The following is a 19,219-nucleotide window of genomic DNA, read 5'->3' on the forward strand; positions in this document are numbered from 1 at the left end:
GTGAGTCGCATCACGACTGAACAACTGCAGGATGCCGTGCTGGACGAGGGCTCGTTTGTGAGCTGGGACAGCGCTCCGTTACAGATACCGATCAGCGAGGCCTACGCGCGCGAGCTCGCCGACGCCCGGGCCGCCACCGGCCTGGACGAAGCGGTTCTCACCGGCGAGGGACGAATACACGGGCGCCGGGTGGCGGTCGTGGTGTGCGAGTTCGGCTTCCTCGGCGGTTCGATCGGGGTCGCGGCGGCCGAACGGATCACCACCGCCGTGCAGCGGGCCACGGCCGAGCGGCTCCCGCTGCTGGCCTCGCCGAGCTCCGGCGGCACCCGCATGCAGGAGGGCACCGTGGCGTTCCTGCAGATGGTGAAGATCGCCGCGGCCGTCCGGCTGCACAAACGGGCACATCTGCCCTACCTCGTCTACCTGCGCAACCCGACCACAGGCGGGGTGTTCGCGTCCTGGGGATCACTGGGCCATATCACCGTCGCCGAACCGGGCGCGCTGATCGGGTTCCTCGGGCCGCGGGTGTACGAACAGCTCTACGGCGAGCCGTTCCCGAAGGGCATCCAGACCGCCGAGAACCTGCAGCGGCACGGGGTGATCGACGGCGTCGTCGCGATCGACGAGCTGCGCCGGACGGTGGATCGCGCGCTGACCGTCATCGCCGACGCTCCCGAGCCGCTGCCCCGCGCGGCACCCGGCGAATCGATACCCGATGTGCCGGCCTGGGATTCGGTGACCGCGTCGCGGCGACCGGATCGGCCGGGTGTCGGGCATCTGCTGCGCCACGGCGCCACCGACCTGGTGCTGCTGTCCGGTACCGGCATCGGGGAAGCGGCGACCACCCTGTTAGCGCTGGCCCGATTCGCCGGCCAGCCCGCGGTGGTCCTCGGCCAGCAGCGCCTCACCGGCGGGCTGGTGGGGCCCGCGTCGTTGCGGGAAGCCCGACGTGGCATGGCGCTGGCCGCCGAGCTGCGACTGCCGCTGGTGCTGGTGATCGACACCGCGGGCCCTGCCCTGTCGGCCGAAGCCGAGCAGGGCGGGCTGGCCGGTCAGATCGCCCAATGCGTGGCCGAGCTGGTGACGCTGGACACCCCGACGGTGTCGGTGCTGCTGGGTCAGGGCAGCGGCGGGCCGGCGCTGGCGATGGTGCCGGCCGACCGGGTCCTGGCCGCGCTGCACGGCTGGCTGGCGCCACTGCCGCCCGAGGGCGCCAGCGCGATCGTCTTCCGCGACACCGAGCATGCGCCTGAACTTGCTGCGGCCCAAGGCATTCGATCGGCAGACCTGTTGCGGGCCGGGATCGTCGACGCCATCGTGCCCGAGCATCCCGACGCCGCCGACGAGCCGCTGGAGTTCTCGCAGCGACTGTCGGCAGCCATCGCCGCCGAAGTTCAGGCGCTGCGCGACATCCCCGGCGACGAACGGATTGCCGAGCGGCTGCGCCGCTACCGCGGCATCGGATTGCCCTGAAACCGAATGGGTCGTCAGCCCTCCGGTAGCCCCAAATAGCGCTGGATCGTCGGGCCGAGCCAGTCAACAACCTCGTCCGGGGTCATGTCGACAAGGGGCGGAATCCGTAACACGAAGCGGCACAACGCCATACCTAGAATCTGACTGGCAACCAGCCCAGCTCGCAGGCCGGATTCATTATTGGGTGCGAAAGATGCTGCCAGCGGCTGGATTTGGCTCCGAAATATCTCCTGCATGCGCTGTGCGGCTTCTTCGTTGGTGGCGCTGGACCGCAGCAGGATCACCAACGCGTCATCGTCCCAGCGTTCGAGAAAGTGTCGGACCAGCGACCGTCCGATCTGGGCGGGGTCCATCGCCGCGACATCCGGGAACCGCAGATCGAAGTCCGCCGCGGCCGCGAACAGCTTGTCTTTGCTGCCGTAGTAACGCATCACCATCGCCGGATCCACTCCGGCATCGGCGGCGATCCCCCGGATCGTCGCCCCCTGGAAGCCGGCCGACCCAAACCGCTCCCGGGCAGCGGCCAGGATCACCGCCTTGGTCTGTTCCGACGTCCGCCGCATGTCAACAATTGTAGGCCAACAACTGTTGACATCGGGTGCGAGGCGCGCAAGCATGGAATATGCCAACAAGCGTTGACTAGTTCCGAGAGGAGCCGAAAACCATGAACGACACCGATGTCCTGGTCGTTGGCGCCGGACCTACCGGCCTCACAATCGCTGCGTCACTTGTCGCCCGGGGGATCCGAAGCGTCATAGTCGACAAGCAGGCCCAAGGAGCGAACACCTCCCGCGCGGCCGCGGTCAACGCCCGCACGCTCGAGGTGCTTGAAGACCTCGATGTGGCGCGGCGAATGGTCAAAACGGGGCTGATCGCGCCGCGCTTCACCATCCGCCAAGGGCGGCGCATATTGATTCCGGTCGACTTCACCGAGTTGCCGACCGCGCATCCCTACACCCTGATGCTCTCGCAGGCCGACACCGAGCGGTTGTTGCTGGAGCGACTGCACGAGCTGGGCGCCGACGTGGTCCGACCCAAGATCCTGAGCCGCGTCATCCAGGATGCAAACGGCGTCACGGCCACTTTCGAGGATGGCGACGACATTCGGGCCGCCTACATCGTGGGCGCGGACGGGATGCACAGCACTGTGCGTGCGCAAGCCGGAATCGGTTTTACCGGTGGCGAATTCGCCGAATCTTTTACGCTTGCCGATGTCCGCGTGTCCGGCGAGGCGCCTCGTGACGAGGTCGTCCTGTTCTATGCCAAGGAAGGCTTGAATGTATTAGCACCCCTGCCCGACAACATCTTTCGTGTCGTTGCTCCCACTACGGAAGCACCCCAGGTGCCTTCATCGCAGTTCGTGCAGTCGCTGTTGGATACCCGGGGGTTCGGGCCGGGCCGGACGGCGGTCACGGAGCTACTGTGGGGGACCCGGTTCCGCATTCACCATCGCGTCGCCGACAACTACCGGGCAGGTCGCGTAATACTCGCCGGAGATGCCGCCCACGTCCATAGCCCCGCCGGCGGTCAGGGCATGAATCTTGGTATCGCCGACGGTATTTCACTAGCCGCGGCGCTCTCCGAGGTCCTCTCGGGCGAATCGGATGCGGCGCTGGACCGCTATTGCGCCCTTCAGCGCCATCGGGCCGAGCAGGTCCTCAAACTCACGGGTCGCCTCACCCGGATCTCGACGCTGCCGCGGCCGATACGCCCAATCCGTAACTCCGGAATGCGCCTGGCCGCGCAGTTCCCCGCTGTGCGACGGCAGCTCGCGTTGCAGTTGAGCGGCCTGCGGCACCGTTGATCCGCCGCCATGGCGGCGGTTTAAATCTCGAAGTCTCTTGCTGTCCGGTCGGAGGCGTCGCCGACGGGTCTGCGACGGTCGGTCAAAAGATGGCGGTATCGCGGCACTCGAGCGAACAGCTCTGCATGCCTGCCGACATGGGTGATCGTGGGGCCCGGTGCGGCCTCGTCCACGAAGGCCACCCGATCCGCGAGCAGCATGGTGGACAACCGGCGCGCGACGACGATGCCGGTGGCCCCCTTCAGCGCCGCCCGCAGCGCCGGGGCGGTCTCCGTCCCGGTATGCACGCCGAGGCCGGGCCGGGCCTCGTCGATCACCAGCAGTTTGGGCGTCGCGACAATCGCCCGGGCCAGGCACAAGCGCTGGCGCTGGCCGCCGGACAGGCGCATGCCCTGTTCGCCGATGCGGGTATCGATCCCGAACGGCAGGTCGTAGACGAAACGCGCCGCCGCGATGTCGATGGCCGCGGACAATTCCGCGTCGGTGGCATCCGGCCGGCCGATCCGCAGGTTCTCGGCCACCGACATCGAAAACACGGTCGGGTCCTCGAGTGCCGTACACACCGCGCGGCGCAGCGACGGCAGCGACATGTCGCGAATATCCCTGCCGTCCAGCAGTATCCGCCCCTCGGCGACGTCGTAGAGGCGGGAAAGCAACGCTGTCAGTAGCGATTTCCCCACACCCCGCGCACCCACCAGGGCCACCGTCTCGCCGGGTTCGACCACCAGCGTGACATGGCGAAGCAACCATTTGTCGCCCGCGACCGGGTCGGGCACCCGAAAACCCACGTCGCGCAGCTCGAGACGGCCGGCTCGGCCCGGTTGAGAGCTGGGTCCGTCCGCGATATCGACGGGTGTATCGAAGATTTCGGCGACGCGGCCCGACATGGCCATCGCGTCCCGGGGCATCGACGGCAGGAAGGCAGGTGCATCCGGCGGGCGCATGGCCTCAGTCACAGCGATTCCGTCTCTGGAGTTCCGTTACGCGCAGTGGCACCGAAATCGAAGACCCGCAACAACAACGCCGACCAAGACTTCCAATGTCCTGGGCTGCCACCTGGATTCGATCATGACATGGCGGTACCGATCGCTCGTCGCGGTGCAGACTCGAAAACGTAACCATTTGGCCACCGGGCCACTCCCCGATGACCCGTCCACGGCAACAATCCGGCAAAATGGACGCCATGGACTCTGGTGTCAGCTCACCGCGCGTCTTGGTCGTCGACGACGACTCCGATGTGCTCGCCTCGCTGGAGCGTGGCCTGCGGCTTTCCGGCTTCGAAGTGTCCACCGCCGTCGACGGGGCCGAGGCCCTGCGCAGCGCCACCGAGACCCGCCCGGACGCGATCGTGCTGGATATCAACATGCCCGTGCTGGATGGGGTCAGCGTCGTCACCGCACTGCGAGCGATGGACAACGACGTCCCGGTCTGCGTGCTGTCCGCCCGCAGCTCGGTCGACGATCGCGTCGCGGGCCTGGAGGCAGGCGCCGACGACTACCTCGTCAAGCCATTCGTGCTGGCCGAGCTGGTCGCGCGGGTGAAAGCGCTGCTGCGCCGCCGCGGTGCCGTCGCGTCGACCTCGTCGGAAACCATCACCGTCGGCCCGCTGGAAGTCGACATTCCCGGCCGGCGGGCTCGGGTCAACGGCGTCGACGTCGACCTGACCAAGCGTGAGTTCGACCTGCTGGCCGTGCTGGCCGAGCACAAGACCGCCGTGCTGTCCCGCGCGCAGCTGCTGGAGCTGGTGTGGGGCTACGACTTCGCCGCCGACACCAACGTCGTCGACGTCTTCATCGGCTACCTGCGCCGCAAGCTGGAGGCCAACGGCGGGCCCAGGCTGCTGCACACCGTCCGTGGGGTTGGATTCGTACTGCGAATGCAGTGACGACGCGGTAGGCAGCACAGCCATGAATTTCCTGTCGCGGATCTTGGCCCGAACGCCCTCGCTGCGGACCCGGGTGGTGCTGGCCACAGCCATCGGTGCCGCGATTCCGGTCCTGATCGTCGGTGCCGTCGTCTGGGTCGGCATCACCAACGACCGCAAGGAGCGGCTGGACCGCCGGCTCGACGAGGCCGCCGGTTTCGCGATCCCGTTCCTGCCGCGCGGCCTGGACGAGATCCCGCGCTCACCCAACGATCGCGACGCGATCATGACGATCCGGCGTGGCACCCGGATGAAGTCGAATTCGGACGTGACGCTGCCCAGGCTGGACGTCGACTATGCCGACACGTACGTGAACGGCGTGCGCTACCGGGTGCGCACGGTGGAGATCCCCGGGCCGGAGCCGACCTCGCTGGCCGTCGGCGCGACATATGACGCCACCCTCGCCGAGACCAACAACCTGCACCGCAGGGTGCTGCTCATCTGCGGCTTCGCCATCTTCGCGTCGACCGTGTTCGCTTGGCTGCTGGCCTCTTTCGCGGTGCGGCCGTTCAAACAGCTTGCGCAGCAGACGCGATCGATCGATGCGGGCGACGAGGCACCCCGGGTCGAAGTGCACGGCGCCACCGAGGCCGTCGAGATCGCCGAAGCCATGCGCGGAATGCTGCAACGCATTTGGGATGAGCAGAACCGAACCAAGGAGGCACTCTCGTCGGCGCGCGATTTCGCTGCCGTGTCCTCCCACGAACTCCGCACTCCCCTGACCGCGATGCGCACCAATCTCGAGGTCCTGTCGACCCTCGATATGCCCGACGACCAGCGCAACGAGGTGCTCAGCGACGTCATCCGGACCCAGTCCCGCATCGAGGCGACGCTGAGCGCGCTGGAGCGGTTGGCCCAGGGCGAACTGTCCACCTCCGACGACCACGTGCCGGTCGACATCACCGAGCTGCTCGACCGCGCCGCCCACGACGCGACAAGGGTCTACCCCGACCTGGATGTGTCGTTGGTGCCCTCGCCCACCTGCATCATCGTCGGAATGCCGGCCGGGTTGCGCCTGGCGGTCGACAACGCGATCGCCAACGCCGTCAAACACGGCGGCGCCACCCGGGTCCAGCTGTCGGCTGTCAGTTCGCGCGCCGGAGTCGACATCGCCGTCGATGACAACGGCAGTGGCGTGCCCGAAAGCGAGCGCCAGGTGGTGTTCGAACGGTTCTCACGCGGGTCGACGGCCTCACAATCGGGCTCGGGTCTGGGGCTGGCTCTGGTGGCCCAACAAGCCCATTTGCACGGCGGCACGGCGTCGCTGCAAGACAGCCCGCTGGGCGGTGCCCGGCTGCTGCTGAGCCTGCCCGCCCCCAGTTAACCCTCACGTGCCGGAGTTGTTGTGCCACGGCGTAAACCCCGCCCGCAACGCGGATTGCTCGTCGTGAAACCACACCTGCGCCGGCGGCGGCACCGCGATCTTCCTGGTCGGCGAATCCCGTTGCACGCCAGGAATATCCGTCGTCGCAGGATCGGTCACGATCCTCGTCGTCGCAGGGTCGGGTATCACTGGGCGATCGACCGGAACATCAAGTGGCACTGAACGTTTGACGGGCCGGGCCAAACACGCCAGCGTCAACATCAATCCCATCGCGAACGACACGCCGAAGAGCCACCAGTTCACGTGATTCATCGGCGCATACCGACGGCCGCGGTTATCACCCAGGCGAGGCCCGAGCCCGCCACGAAGGCCAGTAGGTACCACAACCACTGGATCACGAAATCCATAGCGAATCCTGCCTGACCACCCACGGTTTCGACGCGGCGATTCTTGGCGCGACCATCGTGCGGTCAACGGCAAGCTGGTCGACGACAGTCAGATTCGACCAGGTGTGCGCGGCGTCGGAGTCGATCGTGTTCTTCTGGTCTTGTGACGCCGCGGTACCGGTCAAGGAGATCGTGTCCCCGTTGACGGTGAAACCGAAGTCGATAATCGACGCGCTGTTTTTGAAAATCGTTCCGGCATTAGAGAAATCGAGTGCGTCGACATTCGGGTCGATTTGGATGCGGTCGATGATGCCGACGCCGGCGGGCAATGCGCCTTTCAGCACCTTCGTCAGCACGGCCTTCGCGGAATCGTCGGGGAATTCACCGGTCAGGGTTATGTCGTTGCCGTTGCGGATAATCGAGAGCGGCGCCAGTGAAAACGGCGGCTTGCCAGGGTTATCCGACGACACCACTATCGGCGGCGCATGGGCAGCCCGGGACGGGGCGTAACCGATCACGGCTATCAGCAAGGGAATAACCACCAAGCCGATCAACCAGCCCATACCCAGCGAACGCGGGTAGGAGATCGGGGTCCGCCGCGGCGTTTCGCCCGGCCGGCCGAAGCGCCCCCCTAGCCCCACGACTGCCCCCTCCTCGACTTCCGGCGCCCTGACGCATCCGTTCTGCCGACGATATTGCAGCGTACCGGCCGCACCTGTGGTCACTCGTTGCGTCGGGCACACTGGAGCAATGGGCAGTGAACCGACCGACAACGAAACCCTGGCGCACATCCGCAACCTCGTCGACGAGGAAAAAGATCTCCGGGCGCAGCTGCAGCACCGCGACATCAGCGAGTCCGAGGAGCATGAACGACTCCGGCGGGTCGAGGTCGAACTCGACCAGTGCTGGGACCTGTTACGACAGCGGCGCGCGCTGCGCGAAACCGGTGGTGATCCACGGGAAGCCGCGGTACGCCCCGCCGACCAGGTCGAGGGTTATCTGGGTTAGCCATGTCCCTCGGTGACGCGCCGGATTTCGACGCCGTTGTCGTGGGCGGGGGCCACAATGGTCTGGTAGCAGCCGGCTATCTGGCCCGGGCCGGCCTCCGGGTGCGATTGCTGGAGCGGTTGGGGCACATCGGCGGGGCCGCGGTGTCGGCGCGCGCCTTCAACGGCGTCGATGTCCGGGTGTCGCGATACTCGTATCTGGTCAGCCTGTTGCCACCGCACATAGTCGCAGACCTGGGCGCCGACGTCCGGCTGGCCCGGCGGCAATTTTCTTCGTACACACCCCAACCCGCGACCGGCGGACGCAGCGGACTGCTGGTCGGGTCCCAGGAATCGTTCCGCGCGGTCGGGGCCGCCGACGACGAGCACGGCTTCGCCGAGTTCTACCGGCGCGCCCGCCTGGTGACCGAGCCGCTCTGGCCGACGCTGACCCAACCGCTGCGCACCCGAGAGCAGGCCCGCCGCCTCGTCTGCGCCGGCGGCAATCCGGCTGCCGACGCGGCATGGCGGTCGATCATCGAGGAGCCGATCGGAGGCGCGATCGCCGACGCGGTACGCGACGACCTGGTCCGCGGGGTGATCGCCACCGACGCGTTGATCGGCACGTTCGCGCGCCTCGACGATCCGTCGCTGCGCCAGAACATCTGCTTTCTGTACCACGTCCTCGGCGGCGACTGGGACGTCCCGATCGGCGGGATGGGCGCGGTGACGGCAGCCCTGGCCGCCGCCGCTGTCCGGCATGGGGCTGAAATAGTCACCGGCGCAGAGGTTTACGGTGTGGAGCCGGACGGCCAGGTGCACTACCGCCATGACGGCGAACAGCGCCGGATTCGAGGCCGGTTCGTTCTGTCCGGCGTCACCCCGACGGTGCTGGCCGAGCTGCTCGGTGAGCCGCCGGGACCGGTGGCACCGGGGTCGCAGGTGAAGGTGAACATGGTGCTGCGGCGGCTGCCCCGATTGCGCGACGACAGCCTCACCCCCGAGCAGGCGTTCGCCGGCACGTTTCACGTCAACGAGACGTGGAGTCAACTGGATACCGCCTACACGCGCGCGGCCGCCGGCAAGCTACCCGAACCGCTGCCGTGTGAGGCGTACTGCCATTCGCTGACCGATCCGAGCATCCTGTCCGCGGAGCTGCGAGAGTCGGGTGCGCAGACGATGACCGTATTCGGCCTGCACACACCGCACCCGTTGCTGGACAACGTTTCCCGCGACCAGCTGACGGAGTCGGTGCTAGCGTCGCTGAATTCCGTTCTCGCCGAACCGATTCAGGACGTGCTCATGAGCGACGCGCACGGCCGGGCCTGCATCGAGACGACAACCACACTGGACCTGCAGCACACACTGGCGATGACGGCGGGCAACATCTTTCACGGCGCCCTGTGCTGGCCGTTCGCGGACAACGACGAAGCGCTCGACAGCCCGGCCCGTCAGTGGGGGGTGGCGACCGCCCACGAACGAATCATGGTGTGCGGCTCGGGTGCTCGCCGCGGTGGCGCCGTGTCGGGCATCGGCGGCCACAATGCCGCGATGGCGGTGCTGGCCTCGCTTGGCTAGAGCTCGCCTAGCGCCCGTCGATCGGGGCGTAGTCGCGCTCGGTGTAGCCGGTGTAGATCTGGCGCGGACGGCCGATCTTGCTGTCACCCTCGTCGTGCATCTCCCGCCAGTGCGCGATCCAGCCGGGCAGGCGGCCCAGCGCGAACAGCACGGTGAACATGCGGACCGGGAAGCCGAGCGCCCGGTAGATCAGCCCCGTGTAGAAGTCGACGTTCGGGTACAGCTTGCGCTCGATGAAGTAGTCGTCGGTCAGCGCCGCCTCTTCGAGCTGCTTGGCGATGTCCAGCAGCGGGTCGCCGCCGAGCTTGGCCAGAATCTTGTCGGCCTGCTCCTTGACGATCCGGGCACGCGGGTCGTAGTTCTTGTAGACCCGGTGGCCAAAGCCCATCAGCTTGACGCCCTCTTCGCGGTTCTTCACCTTGCGGACGAACTCGCCGACGTCGTCCCCGCTCTGGCGGATCTGCTCGAGCATCTCCAGCACGGCCTGGTTGGCACCGCCGTGCAGCGGTCCCCACAGCGCGTTGATGCCGCCGGAGATCGAGGTGAACAGGTTGGCCTGCGACGAGCCCACCAGCCGAACCGTCGACGTCGAGCAGTTCTGCTCGTGGTCAGCGTGCAGGATGAGCAGCATGTCCAGCGCCCGGACCACCTCGGGGTCGGCGTGGTACGGCTCGGCGGGCAGCCCGAACGTCATCCGCAGGAAGTTCTCCACCAGCGACTGCGAATTGTCCGGGTAGAGGAACGGCTGCCCGACCGACTTCTTGTAGGCGTAGGCGGCGATCGTCGGCAGCTTGGCCAGCAACCGGATCGTGGAGAGCTCGACGTCCTCGGTGTCCATCGGGTCGAGCGAATCGGGGTAGTACGCCGACAGCGCGTTGACGGCGCTGGACAGCACCGGCATCGGGTGCGCGTTGCGCGGGAAGCCGTCGAAGAACCGCTTCAGGTCCTCGTGCAGCATCGTGTGCAGCTGAATCCGCTTGGTGAAGTCGGCCAGCTGGTCGGTGGTGGGCAGCTCGCCGTAGATCAGCAAGTACGAGACCTCGAGAAAGGTCGACTTCTCCGCGAGCTGATCGATCGGATAGCCGCGATAGCGCAGGATGCCGGCGTCGCCGTCGATGTAGGTGATCGAGCTCTTGCACGCGGAAGTGTTGACGAAGCCGTTGTCGAACGTCGTGTAGCCGGTCTTGGACAACAGCGGGCCAAGAGCAATACCGTCGGCGCCTTCGGTGGCTTTGACGATCTGCAGGTCGATCTCACCGCCTGGGTACTTCAGAGTTGCGGTGTCGTCGGTTTCGGCCACGAGAACCCCTTTGCGCTCTGGCTGGTATGGCTGCGCCTTGGCTAGGTGCGTACAGCTGAAGGTAGTCGTTATCGCGCCGACGCGCCTGCCCGGGGTCTGGTCGCGCACAACACCGCTTTACTCAACCTTGACTGCGTGTTGAATACCCGCCCGCAGGATCGGGGACGTGACTACGCTTCAAGCCGTGGAACTGGGGGTTTTGGGACCTCTCCAGGTCCGACAGGATGGAGCGCCCGTCGCTGTCCCGGGCTCCAAACCTCGCGTCGTCCTCACGATGCTCGGGTTGCACCCCGGCTCGGTTGTGGCGGCCGACACACTCGTCGAATTGCTCTGGGGCGACGACCCGCCGCGCACCGCCGCCAAAGCGCTGCAGACGCACATCTCCTCGCTGCGTCGCGCCCTGGGCGACGGCTTCGTGTTGACTGCCGGCGTTGGTTGGACCCTCGCCGACAGCGACGTCGATGCCGCGCGGTACAAGACCGCCGCCCGACTGGGACGTGATGCCGCCACGGCCGGCGACACCAGCCAGGCGGTGGCTCGGTTCGAGGAAGCGCTTGCGCTCTGGCGAGGTGTCCCCGAACTGCCCGATTCTCGGCGGGGGAGATCCGAGAAGACGCGCTGGATCGAGGGCCACGCCGCCCTCGTAGAGGATCGCCTGGACGCGCTGCTCGCGACCGGTCGCGCCGCGGAAGTTGTGGGCGATCTCGAAGCGGCGGTGGCTGACGCGCCACTGCGCGAAAGGCGTTGGGGGCAATTGATGCTCGCCCTCTACCGCGCCGGCAGGCAAGGCGAGGCCCTCAGTGCTTATCAACGCGCACGGTCGCTATTGGCGGACGAGTTAGGCGTGGACCCCGGGCCGGAGCTGCGGCGGCTCGAGGCCGCGATCGTCGCCCAGGATGCATCGCTGGATATTCCGGTGGCACAGAGCCTTTCAGTAACAACTCGCGCCGTCACCTTCCTGCTGACCGACATCGAGGGCTCGACTGCAGCCTGGGAGGCGGACGCCAAAGCCATGGGGGTCGCGCTGGCGCGACACGACGAGCTCGTCGAACAGGTCGTTACCTCACGGGGCGGACGGCTGATCAAGACGCGCGGCGAGGGCGACGCCACGTTTTCGGTCTTCGAGCGACCCTCGGCGGCGGCCGCTGCCGCCATCGAGATGCAAGATGCGATCGCGGCTGAGCCGTGGGCGTTGGCCGATCCCATGCGTGTCCGGGTGGCACTGCACACCGGGGAAGCCGAGCTCCGCGACGGCGACTACTTCGGCCGGGCGGTCAACCGGGCTGCGCGGTTGCGCTCGCTGGCCGAGGGTGGACAGATCCTGTGCTCGGGTGCGACCGCGGAGCTCGTCATCGATTCGCTGTCCGACGACGTATTGCTCAACGACCTGGGCATGCGGCAGCTGAAAAACCTGGCGCGCCCGGAGCACGTTTTTGAGCTCCGCCTGGACACCGACGAGCCTCGTCAGCAAGCCTCGCCCGAGGAGCCCATCGAGCGCCCGAGCCTGCCCGCCGTGCTCGCCGGCCCCGGGCCGTTCGTCGGGCGCGGGCACGAACTCGGGCGGCTGTTTTCGGCGTGGCAGACCACCCTCGCCGGTGGCACGAATGCGGTGCTGATCGCGGGCGAACCCGGTGTCGGCAAGACGCGGCTGTCCGGCGAATGGTCTCGACAGGCCTTCGACCAGGGCGCACTGGTGATCTACGGCCGTTGTGACGAGGACCTCGGTGCGCCGTACCAGCCGTTCGCGGAAGCGCTGCGTTCGCTGGTGCCATGCCTGGGCGCCAAGGGCCTGCGCGGGCTGCGCGGGGTGGAATCTCTGCTCGCGCTGGTTCCCGGGCTCCCCGACGTACTACCCGATCTGGCCGCGCCGACCCGCGCCAATCCCGATACCGAACGCTTTGCCTTGTTCGATGCCGTCGTCGCCCTGTTGGGACTTGCGTCGGTCAGTACACCGGTCGTGTTGATTCTCGACGACCTGCACTGGGCCGCCAAACCTACGTTGCTGCTGTTGCGCCACCTGCTGCGCTTCGGCGAGCACGCTCGCGTACAGATCGTCGGCACGTACCGCAGCACCGACCTCGACCGCTCACATCCGCTCGCGGCCATGCTCGCCGACCTGCACCGCAGTGCCCCTTCTGGCACCGCCAGTCGCATTCAGCTCAGCGGACTGGACGAAGACGACGTGAGCACGTACGTCGCCGAGGCCGGCTACCACGACGAAGAGCTGGCCCGGGCGCTGGCGGCGGTCACCGGCGGCAACCCGTTCTTCCTCATCGAGGCGCTGCGGCACGTCGAGGAAAGCGGCGGCCATTGGGATCCCAGCACGTTGCCGCAAGGGGTTCGCGAGGCGGTGAGTCGCCGGCTTTCGCAGCTTTCGCCGGATACCAACAAGGCCCTTGGGGCAGCAGCGGTGGTGGGCAGCCGATTTGGCATCGACCTGGTCGAGCGCGTGGTGGGTGAAGACCTCGTCGACGCGTTCGACGAAGCGTGCAAGGCCGGCATCGTCATCGAAGAGCCCGGCGGCAACTACCGGTTCAATCACGCCTTGGTTCGACAGCCGCTGCTGGCGGAGCTGGCGTCGGTGCGCCGCATGCGGCTGCACCAGAGCATCGCGACAACGCTGGAGGCTCAACCCGGCGCCGATGACGAGCTGCTGGCCGAACTGGCTTACCACTACTTCGAATGCGCGTGGGCGGGCAACGCGGCCAAGGCCGTTGACTACTGCCGGCGTGCGGCCGACCAGGCGATGGCTCGCCTCGGTTACGAAGGTGCCGCGGATCTCTACGGTCGGGCGCTGCACGCGCTGGAGGAGATCGACGACGAGTTGCCCGACCGCGAAGATCAGGTGACCGAGCTACTGATCGCGCGATGCGAGGCTCTGCTGGCCGCAGGTGACGTGACTACGGCATCTGGCGCCGTCTCCCAATTACAAAGAGCAACAGAAGATTCGGCCCGGCTCGCAGCGTGGGCCACGTGCTTCGACGGTGAACTGTCGATGCTGATTCAGCCCGGGCGACTCGACGAAATCGAGGCCGCGCTGAGCGGAGCCGCCGCGAAACTAGCCGAACTGAACGACGCCGCAGGCGAAGCGAAGGCGCACACCGTGCGTGCGTCGTGCCTCGCCCGCCTCGGAAGAGTCGGCGACTGCGAAATCGCCTTGGACGATGCGCTGACCGCCGCGCGCCGCGCCGGTGAGCACCGCCGGGTGAATGCGGTGCTGGCCGGTGCGCCGCTCGCGGCGCTGTGGGGCCCCAACCCGGTTCCGCGGGCCGGCGGGCGCTGTCTCGATGTGGTGCGGCTGCTTCGGATCACGACCGATTCGCCTGCGGTGGAAGCGACGTCGACGCGGTGTCAGGCCGTCTTGGAGGCTTTCCGCGGCCGCGCCGAGGCAGCACGACGCATGATCGACTCGGCCCGGCGGACGGTCACCGAGCTCGGTCTGCGGCATGCACTGCTCGAAGTCGAGCAATTTGCCGGCATCGTCGAGCTTGTCGTCGACGACCCTGCTGCGGCCGAACCACATCTGCGTCAGGCCTACAACGGCTTTCGCCGGATGGGCCTCGACGCCGACACCGCCGAGACGGCCGCCCTGCTGGGCCGCGCCTGCCTCGCGCTCGACCGCAAGGCCGACGCGGACGAATTATGCACGGAGAGTGAGCGTCTCGCCGGGCACGCGCTGAAGCCCGCGATGGCATGGCGGATGCTGCGCGCGCAGCTTCTTTCCCACCAGGGTGATCACGACGAGGCCCGGCAACAAGCCAAAGCTGCCGTCGCCCTGGCCGAGCGGACCGACGCGCTGGTTGACCATGGCGACGCGTGTCTGGCGCTGGCAACCGTGTTGGGCGCAGCCGGCGACGCCATGTCGGCGCGCGCCGCCGCCGAGCGGGCCGTCGACCTGTACGAGTGCAAAGGTGCTGCGGCACTTGCCGAGAAGGCGCGTGGTGTTCTGGGCAAGCGCGTCCAGCCGGTGGCCGAGGCTCTACCTGAAGCTCCGAGCGTCGAGCTGGACAACGCGGCCGTGCGGGTCGGCGAACGCGCGATGGCCGCCATGCATCGCGGGGACTGGGACGAGGTCGAGCGGCTATTCGCACCCGAGGTCTCGATCGAGAACCGGCGGAAGGTCGTCGGCTTGACGCTGTCATCCGACGCGATGCGGGCTGGGCTGAGGCGCGAGCTCGAGATGGGCACCGTGCGGATCGGTCATGTCATGGTCGCCGCGCGAGGCGATCGGCTGGCTCTCTCCCGAATGGTGACGAGCAGTCCCGACGCGAGTCCGGGAGCGCCCCGCGACGAGTTTCTTCAGCTGTACGCCATCGACGACGAGGGGCGAGTCGTGCGGCAAGTATGGTTCGACGTCGACGACCTCGACGCCGCTCTCGCCGAACTCGACGCCGCGCAAGCGCGTCTCGAGGAAGAGCATCCGCAGGCACCAGGGCTGGAAAACGCGGCAAGCCGAGTGCTCGTGCGCTACATGTCGCACTTCGCAGCCCGCGACTGGGTCGCCATGGCCGAGACGCTGGCCGACGATTTTTCGACCGCCGATCGTCGCCGCGTTGTGAACGCCGGCGCCCGACGCGGCCGGGATGCCGAAATCGCGAACATGCAGTCCATCGCCGATGTCGGGACCCTATACATAACGTCGACCGCCATTGCGACCCGCGGGGAGCACCTCGTTCTCGCTCGTCACCATCTGTCTGTCCGCGACTGGCCCGACGCATTCAATAACCCGATCGGCGTTGTCGAGATCAACGGCGACAACCAGATCGTGGCCCACGTCATGTTCGACCCGGATGACATCGACGCCGCGATCGCCGAGCTCGATGCCCGATACCTCGCCGGCGAAGCAACTGCCCACGCAGGGACGTGGTCGCTGATCACGGAGGCTTACGCCGCGATCAATCGACACGAAATCCCTGCCACGACGGCCGACTTCGAGGACAAGGACTACCGGCGTGGAGCAGCTTTCGCGCCCGGTGCGATGGTCGAGTATCTGCGCGCAGGTTGGGAATTCGATCAGCACATTCAATTTTACGTCGAGGCCGTACACCGGCTGAGCGACCTCGGAGCGGTCGTCACCCACAGCGGGAATGGGACCTCGCGTGAGGGCTTTGACGCCGAGTGGCGAGAAGTCATGCTCTATACGACCGACGGCGACATGTTCAACCGCTGCGAGGTCTTCGACGAAGCCGACCTGGACGCCGCGATCGCTCGGTTCGACGAGCTCAGCCGGCCGACACCGCAGCTGGAAAACGCTGTGGCAGAGCGATTCCTGGCGGATGCCGCGCTCGCGAGGTTCGATGAGCTGAGTCGACCAGCGCCGCGTTTGGAAAACGGTGCCAGCCGGGTCTACGACCGATTGAACACGTATTTCGCGGCCCGTGATTGGGTGGCGACGTCAAAGGCAATGGCACCGAACATGATCGACGACGATCGTCGACGCACGGTGAACGCCGGCATCCGACGCGGCCGGGATGGCGAAATCGCAAACAGTCAAGCCGTCGCGGAACTCGCCGACCACATTACGTCGACCGCCATCGCGACCCGTGGCGAGCGCCTTGCGCTGTGTCGTACATGCATATTCGGACAACGTCAGGAATCCGAGGCATTCCGCCTCGAATTTCTCAGCGTCGTCGAGATCGACACCGACGAGCAGTTGGCCGCTCACGTGGGGTTCGACCCCGAAGACTTCGACTCCGCGATCGCCGAGCTCGACGCCCGCTATCTCGCCGGCGAGGCGGCCGCCCACGCGCACACGTGGTCGCTCATGGCGCGGACTCACGCCGCGCTCAACCACCGCGAGATACCCACAACGACATCAGACTTTGTCAATGTTGATCACCGGCGGGGCGTTGCTTTCGCACCAGGCGACCTCGTCCCCTACACCCGTGACACATTCAAAGACGTTCCTGACGCCGGCTTTCACATCGTCGCGGTACATCGGCTGAGCGACGTCGGAGCGGTCATTACCCAGGCGATACATGGGACGTCCCGAGAGGGTCTTGACGCGGAGTGGCAAAACGTCGGCCTTTTCACATTCGAAGGAGAACTCGCTAACCGCTGTGAGATCTTCGACGAGGCGGACCTCGACACCGCGATCGCTAGATTTGACGAATTGCAACCGCAGACAAACGGACTGCAGAACGCGGCAAGCCAAGCGTTCCAACGACTTCGGGCGCATGCAGCGGCCCGCGACTGGGTCGCCGTGGCCGAGGTGTTAGCCGACGACATTTCCACCGACGATCGCCGCTCGGTAGTAAACGCCGGGATCCGACGGGGTCGCGATGCCGAAATCGCGAACATGAAAGCGGTCCGTGATATTGGAAGCACGAAAGCAACATCATGGTCGCCCGCAACCGTCATTGCGATCCGCGGGAACCGCCTCGCGCTGTGTCGAGCGGAGATCTTGGGCCCCGATCAGGCATTCAACATCGAAATGCTCCTCGTCACCGAGGTCGACCCCGACGGTCGGATCGTGACGCACGTCGTGTTCGACCTCGACGACATCGACGCCGCCTTTGAGGAACTCGACGTTCGCTACCTCGCCGGCGAAGCTGCGGAACATGCGCACACGTGGTCGGTCATCGCGGAGGTCCCCGCCCGATTCAATCGTCGCGAACTTCCCCCGACGATTCCGGATCCCCCTTACATCGATCATCGACCGCTCGTATCGAGCGAGGGGGCTGAACTGGCCGCATCTATTCGTGCCGTGTGGGACATCACTTCGGATGCCAGCGTCCACATTGAAGCCGTGCGTCAATTGAGCGAACGCGGAGCCGTCTTCACCGAGGTGCTGAACATGACCTCGCGAGAGGGCCTCGACGCGGAAGTACGGATGATCATGATGTTCATAGTCGAAGCCGGCTTGATCAGCCGCGTCGAAGTCTTCGACGAGGCGGACCTCGACGTCGCGCGTGCGAGATTCGAAGAGCTGCAACCACAGTCGCAGCGGCTGGAGAACGCGGCAAGCCGAGCACACGTGCGCCTCAGGGCGTCCGTTGTGGGGGGTGACTGGAACGCGCTCAACAACATATTGGCCGAGGACATTACGATCGATGATCGCCGTCGGGTGGTGAACTCCGGGATTCAACGTGGCCGAGATGCAGCCATCGCGGACATGCGCGGCGCCATCGACTTGGGACTCACGAATATTTCGTTGACCGTAATCGCGACCCGCGGCGATCGCCTCGAGCTCTGTCGTACCCGAATAGGAGAGCAAGATCGACCTGATGCGTTTCGGCTCGAGTTTTTGAGCGTCGTCGAGACCAATGCTGACGAGCAGATCGTGGCGCGAGTCGCATTCGACCCCGACGACATCGACGCCGCCTTCGACGAACTCGACGCCCGCTACCTCGCTGGCGAAGCGGCCGACCACTCACGCACGTGGATAGCCATGACGCAGGTCCAAGCCGCGTACAACCGACACGAAGTGCCCCGGACGACAGCGGGGTTGGCCAGTGTCGATCATCGCCGAGGTACAGCATTCATGCCCGGCGACGCGGTCCCATTCCTGCGGTCGACTTGGAACGTCGTGCCGGACGTCAAGGGTCGCATCGAGGCTGTGCACCAGCTGACCAGCTTTGGAGCGGTAGTCACCGAGGTAATGACTGGAACCTCACAAGATGGCTTCGCTGCCGAGTGGCGCGAGATCGGCCTTTTCGGATTTGACGGCGATCGGACGTGTTGCTTCGAGTTGTTCGACGAGACGGACCTCGACGCCGCGCTCGCAAGGTTCGACGAACTCGATCGACCGGGCGCCTAGGGTTGCAGCCGTTCGACGCGGTCGCCGGCGACCCGAATGCGGTTATGCAGTCGGTTTTCTCGACCCTGCCAGAACTCCACCGTCTCGGGCGCGATCAGGTAACCGCCCCAGTTCGGCGGCACCGGAACGCTCTCGGAATCGGCGAAGCGAGCGGTCACGTCGGTGAGCTGATCGAGCAGCGCCGCCCGGGATGCGATCGGCTGCGACTGGCGCGACGCCCACGCACCCAGCTGTGAGCCGCGCGGCCGCTTGGACCAGTAGTCCGCGGTGTCCTGCGGGTCGACCTTGGTCACCGCGCCGCGGACATGAACCTGGCGCCCCAGCAGATACCAGGGAAAGGTCGCCGACGCATACGGCGTCTCGGCCAGCTCGAGACCCTTGGCGGAGTCGTAGTTGGTGAAGAAGGTGATACCGGTCTCATCGACGCTCTTACACAGCACCGTGCGGCTCGTCGGCTTGCCGTCGGAGACCGTCGCCAGCACCATCGCGTTGGGCTCGGCGACCCCGAAACGTTCGGCGTCTTCAATCCACTTCCGCAATAACGCAAGCCAGCCGTCGTCGAGCCAGGAAGCGTCGAGATCGGAGCTGCCGTCGCGCTCCGCCGACCCGTACTCCACGCGCATCCGCTGCAGGTGATCTTGGTCAGTCAAGGGGTCTGGTCCGGCCATCGGACCAACGCTACCGG

The 19,219-nt window shown here is 66.5% G+C and carries 12 protein-coding genes and 2 pseudogenes; 7 read left to right on the top strand and 7 right to left on the bottom strand.

Annotated features, from left to right (window positions below):
- On the top strand, positions 1–1,473 hold the full coding sequence (locus tag AAHS21_RS06995; RefSeq protein WP_342926951.1) for a carboxyl transferase domain-containing protein: 1,473 nt from the start codon (positions 1–3) through the stop codon (positions 1,471–1,473).
- A 14-nt stretch (positions 1,474–1,487) separates the two neighbouring features.
- On the opposite strand, the gene AAHS21_RS07000 is transcribed toward AAHS21_RS06995, so the two are convergent.
- Entirely contained in the window at positions 1,488–2,036 is a 549-nt protein-coding gene (locus AAHS21_RS07000; RefSeq protein ID WP_342926952.1) for a TetR family transcriptional regulator, read from the bottom strand.
- Between the two features lie 101 nt (positions 2,037–2,137).
- Between AAHS21_RS07000 and AAHS21_RS07005 the strand changes: the two genes are divergently transcribed.
- Positions 2,138–3,277, top strand: coding sequence for an FAD-dependent oxidoreductase (locus AAHS21_RS07005; RefSeq protein WP_342926953.1), 1,140 nt, complete (start codon positions 2,138–2,140; stop codon positions 3,275–3,277).
- 20 nt (positions 3,278–3,297) lie between these two features.
- Here the strand turns inward: AAHS21_RS07005 and AAHS21_RS07010 are convergent.
- Positions 3,298–4,197, bottom strand: a pseudogene (locus AAHS21_RS07010) (ABC transporter ATP-binding protein); the annotation flags it as partial.
- A 254-nt stretch (positions 4,198–4,451) separates the two neighbouring features.
- Between AAHS21_RS07010 and prrA the strand changes: the two are divergent.
- Both prrA and AAHS21_RS07020 read left to right on the top strand, forming a co-directional pair.
- Positions 4,452–5,162, top strand: coding sequence for a two-component system response regulator PrrA (gene prrA, locus AAHS21_RS07015; protein ID WP_342926954.1), 711 nt, complete (start codon positions 4,452–4,454; stop codon positions 5,160–5,162).
- 22 nt (positions 5,163–5,184) lie between these two features.
- Positions 5,185–6,525, top strand: coding sequence for a HAMP domain-containing sensor histidine kinase (locus tag AAHS21_RS07020; RefSeq protein WP_342926955.1), 1,341 nt, complete (start codon positions 5,185–5,187; stop codon positions 6,523–6,525).
- A 3-nt stretch (positions 6,526–6,528) separates the two neighbouring features.
- On the opposite strand, the gene AAHS21_RS07025 is transcribed toward AAHS21_RS07020, so the two are convergent.
- From AAHS21_RS07025 to AAHS21_RS07035, 3 genes and pseudogenes are all read right to left on the bottom strand, one after another.
- Complete coding sequence (locus AAHS21_RS07025) at positions 6,529–6,684, bottom strand: hypothetical protein (RefSeq protein WP_342926956.1); 156 nt, start codon at positions 6,682–6,684, stop codon at positions 6,529–6,531.
- 152 nt (positions 6,685–6,836) lie between these two features.
- Positions 6,837–6,932: pseudogene (locus AAHS21_RS07030) on the bottom strand (hypothetical protein); the annotation flags it as partial.
- Complete coding sequence (locus AAHS21_RS07035) at positions 6,920–7,636, bottom strand: hypothetical protein (RefSeq protein WP_342926957.1); 717 nt, start codon at positions 7,634–7,636, stop codon at positions 6,920–6,922. The pseudogene AAHS21_RS07030 and the gene AAHS21_RS07035, both read right to left, overlap by 13 nt.
- A 25-nt stretch (positions 7,637–7,661) precedes the next feature.
- Here AAHS21_RS07035 and AAHS21_RS07040 point away from each other — a divergent pair, with 25 nt between their 5' ends.
- Positions 7,662–7,919 carry a DUF2630 family protein gene (locus AAHS21_RS07040; RefSeq protein ID WP_342926958.1) on the top strand — a complete coding sequence of 86 codons (258 nt, stop codon included), beginning with the start codon at positions 7,662–7,664 and terminating at the stop codon, positions 7,917–7,919.
- A gap of 2 nt (positions 7,920–7,921) precedes the next feature.
- Entirely contained in the window at positions 7,922–9,475 is a 1,554-nt protein-coding gene (locus AAHS21_RS07045; RefSeq protein ID WP_342926959.1) for an NAD(P)/FAD-dependent oxidoreductase, read from the top strand.
- A gap of 7 nt (positions 9,476–9,482) precedes the next feature.
- On the opposite strand, the gene AAHS21_RS07050 is transcribed toward AAHS21_RS07045, so the two are convergent.
- On the bottom strand, positions 9,483–10,775 hold the full coding sequence (locus AAHS21_RS07050; protein WP_342926960.1) for a citrate synthase: 1,293 nt from the start codon (positions 10,773–10,775) through the stop codon (positions 9,483–9,485).
- Between the two features lie 184 nt (positions 10,776–10,959).
- On the opposite strand from AAHS21_RS07050, the gene AAHS21_RS07055 reads away from it, so the two are divergent.
- On the top strand, positions 10,960–18,534 hold the full coding sequence (locus AAHS21_RS07055; protein WP_342927110.1) for a BTAD domain-containing putative transcriptional regulator: 7,575 nt from the start codon (positions 10,960–10,962) through the stop codon (positions 18,532–18,534).
- Here AAHS21_RS07055 and pdxH read toward each other — a convergent pair.
- On the bottom strand, positions 18,531–19,202 hold the full coding sequence (pdxH, locus tag AAHS21_RS07060; protein WP_342926961.1) for a pyridoxamine 5'-phosphate oxidase: 672 nt from the start codon (positions 19,200–19,202) through the stop codon (positions 18,531–18,533). The two genes, AAHS21_RS07055 and pdxH, sit on opposite strands and share 4 nt — an antisense overlap.
- Positions 19,203–19,219: the final 17 nt, after the last annotated feature.

This window comes from Mycobacterium sp. 050272 (assembly GCF_039023525.1).
In the GTDB taxonomy this organism is placed as follows: Bacteria; Actinomycetota; Actinomycetes; order Mycobacteriales; family Mycobacteriaceae; genus Mycobacterium.

Coding starts and splice junctions, on each gene's coding strand:
- AAHS21_RS07005 (WP_342926953.1), top strand. CDS start 2,138: ATGAACGACACCGATGTCCTGGTCGTTGGCGCCGGACCTACCGGCCTC.
- AAHS21_RS07040 (WP_342926958.1), top strand. CDS start 7,662: ATGGGCAGTGAACCGACCGACAACGAAACCCTGGCGCACATCCGCAAC.
- AAHS21_RS07000 (WP_342926952.1), bottom strand. CDS start 2,036: ATGCGGCGGACGTCGGAACAGACCAAGGCGGTGATCCTGGCCGCTGCC.
- AAHS21_RS07045 (WP_342926959.1), top strand. CDS start 7,922: ATGTCCCTCGGTGACGCGCCGGATTTCGACGCCGTTGTCGTGGGCGGG.
- AAHS21_RS07020 (WP_342926955.1), top strand. CDS start 5,185: ATGAATTTCCTGTCGCGGATCTTGGCCCGAACGCCCTCGCTGCGGACC.
- pdxH (WP_342926961.1), bottom strand. CDS start 19,202: ATGGCCGGACCAGACCCCTTGACTGACCAAGATCACCTGCAGCGGATG.
- prrA (WP_342926954.1), top strand. CDS start 4,452: ATGGACGCCATGGACTCTGGTGTCAGCTCACCGCGCGTCTTGGTCGTC.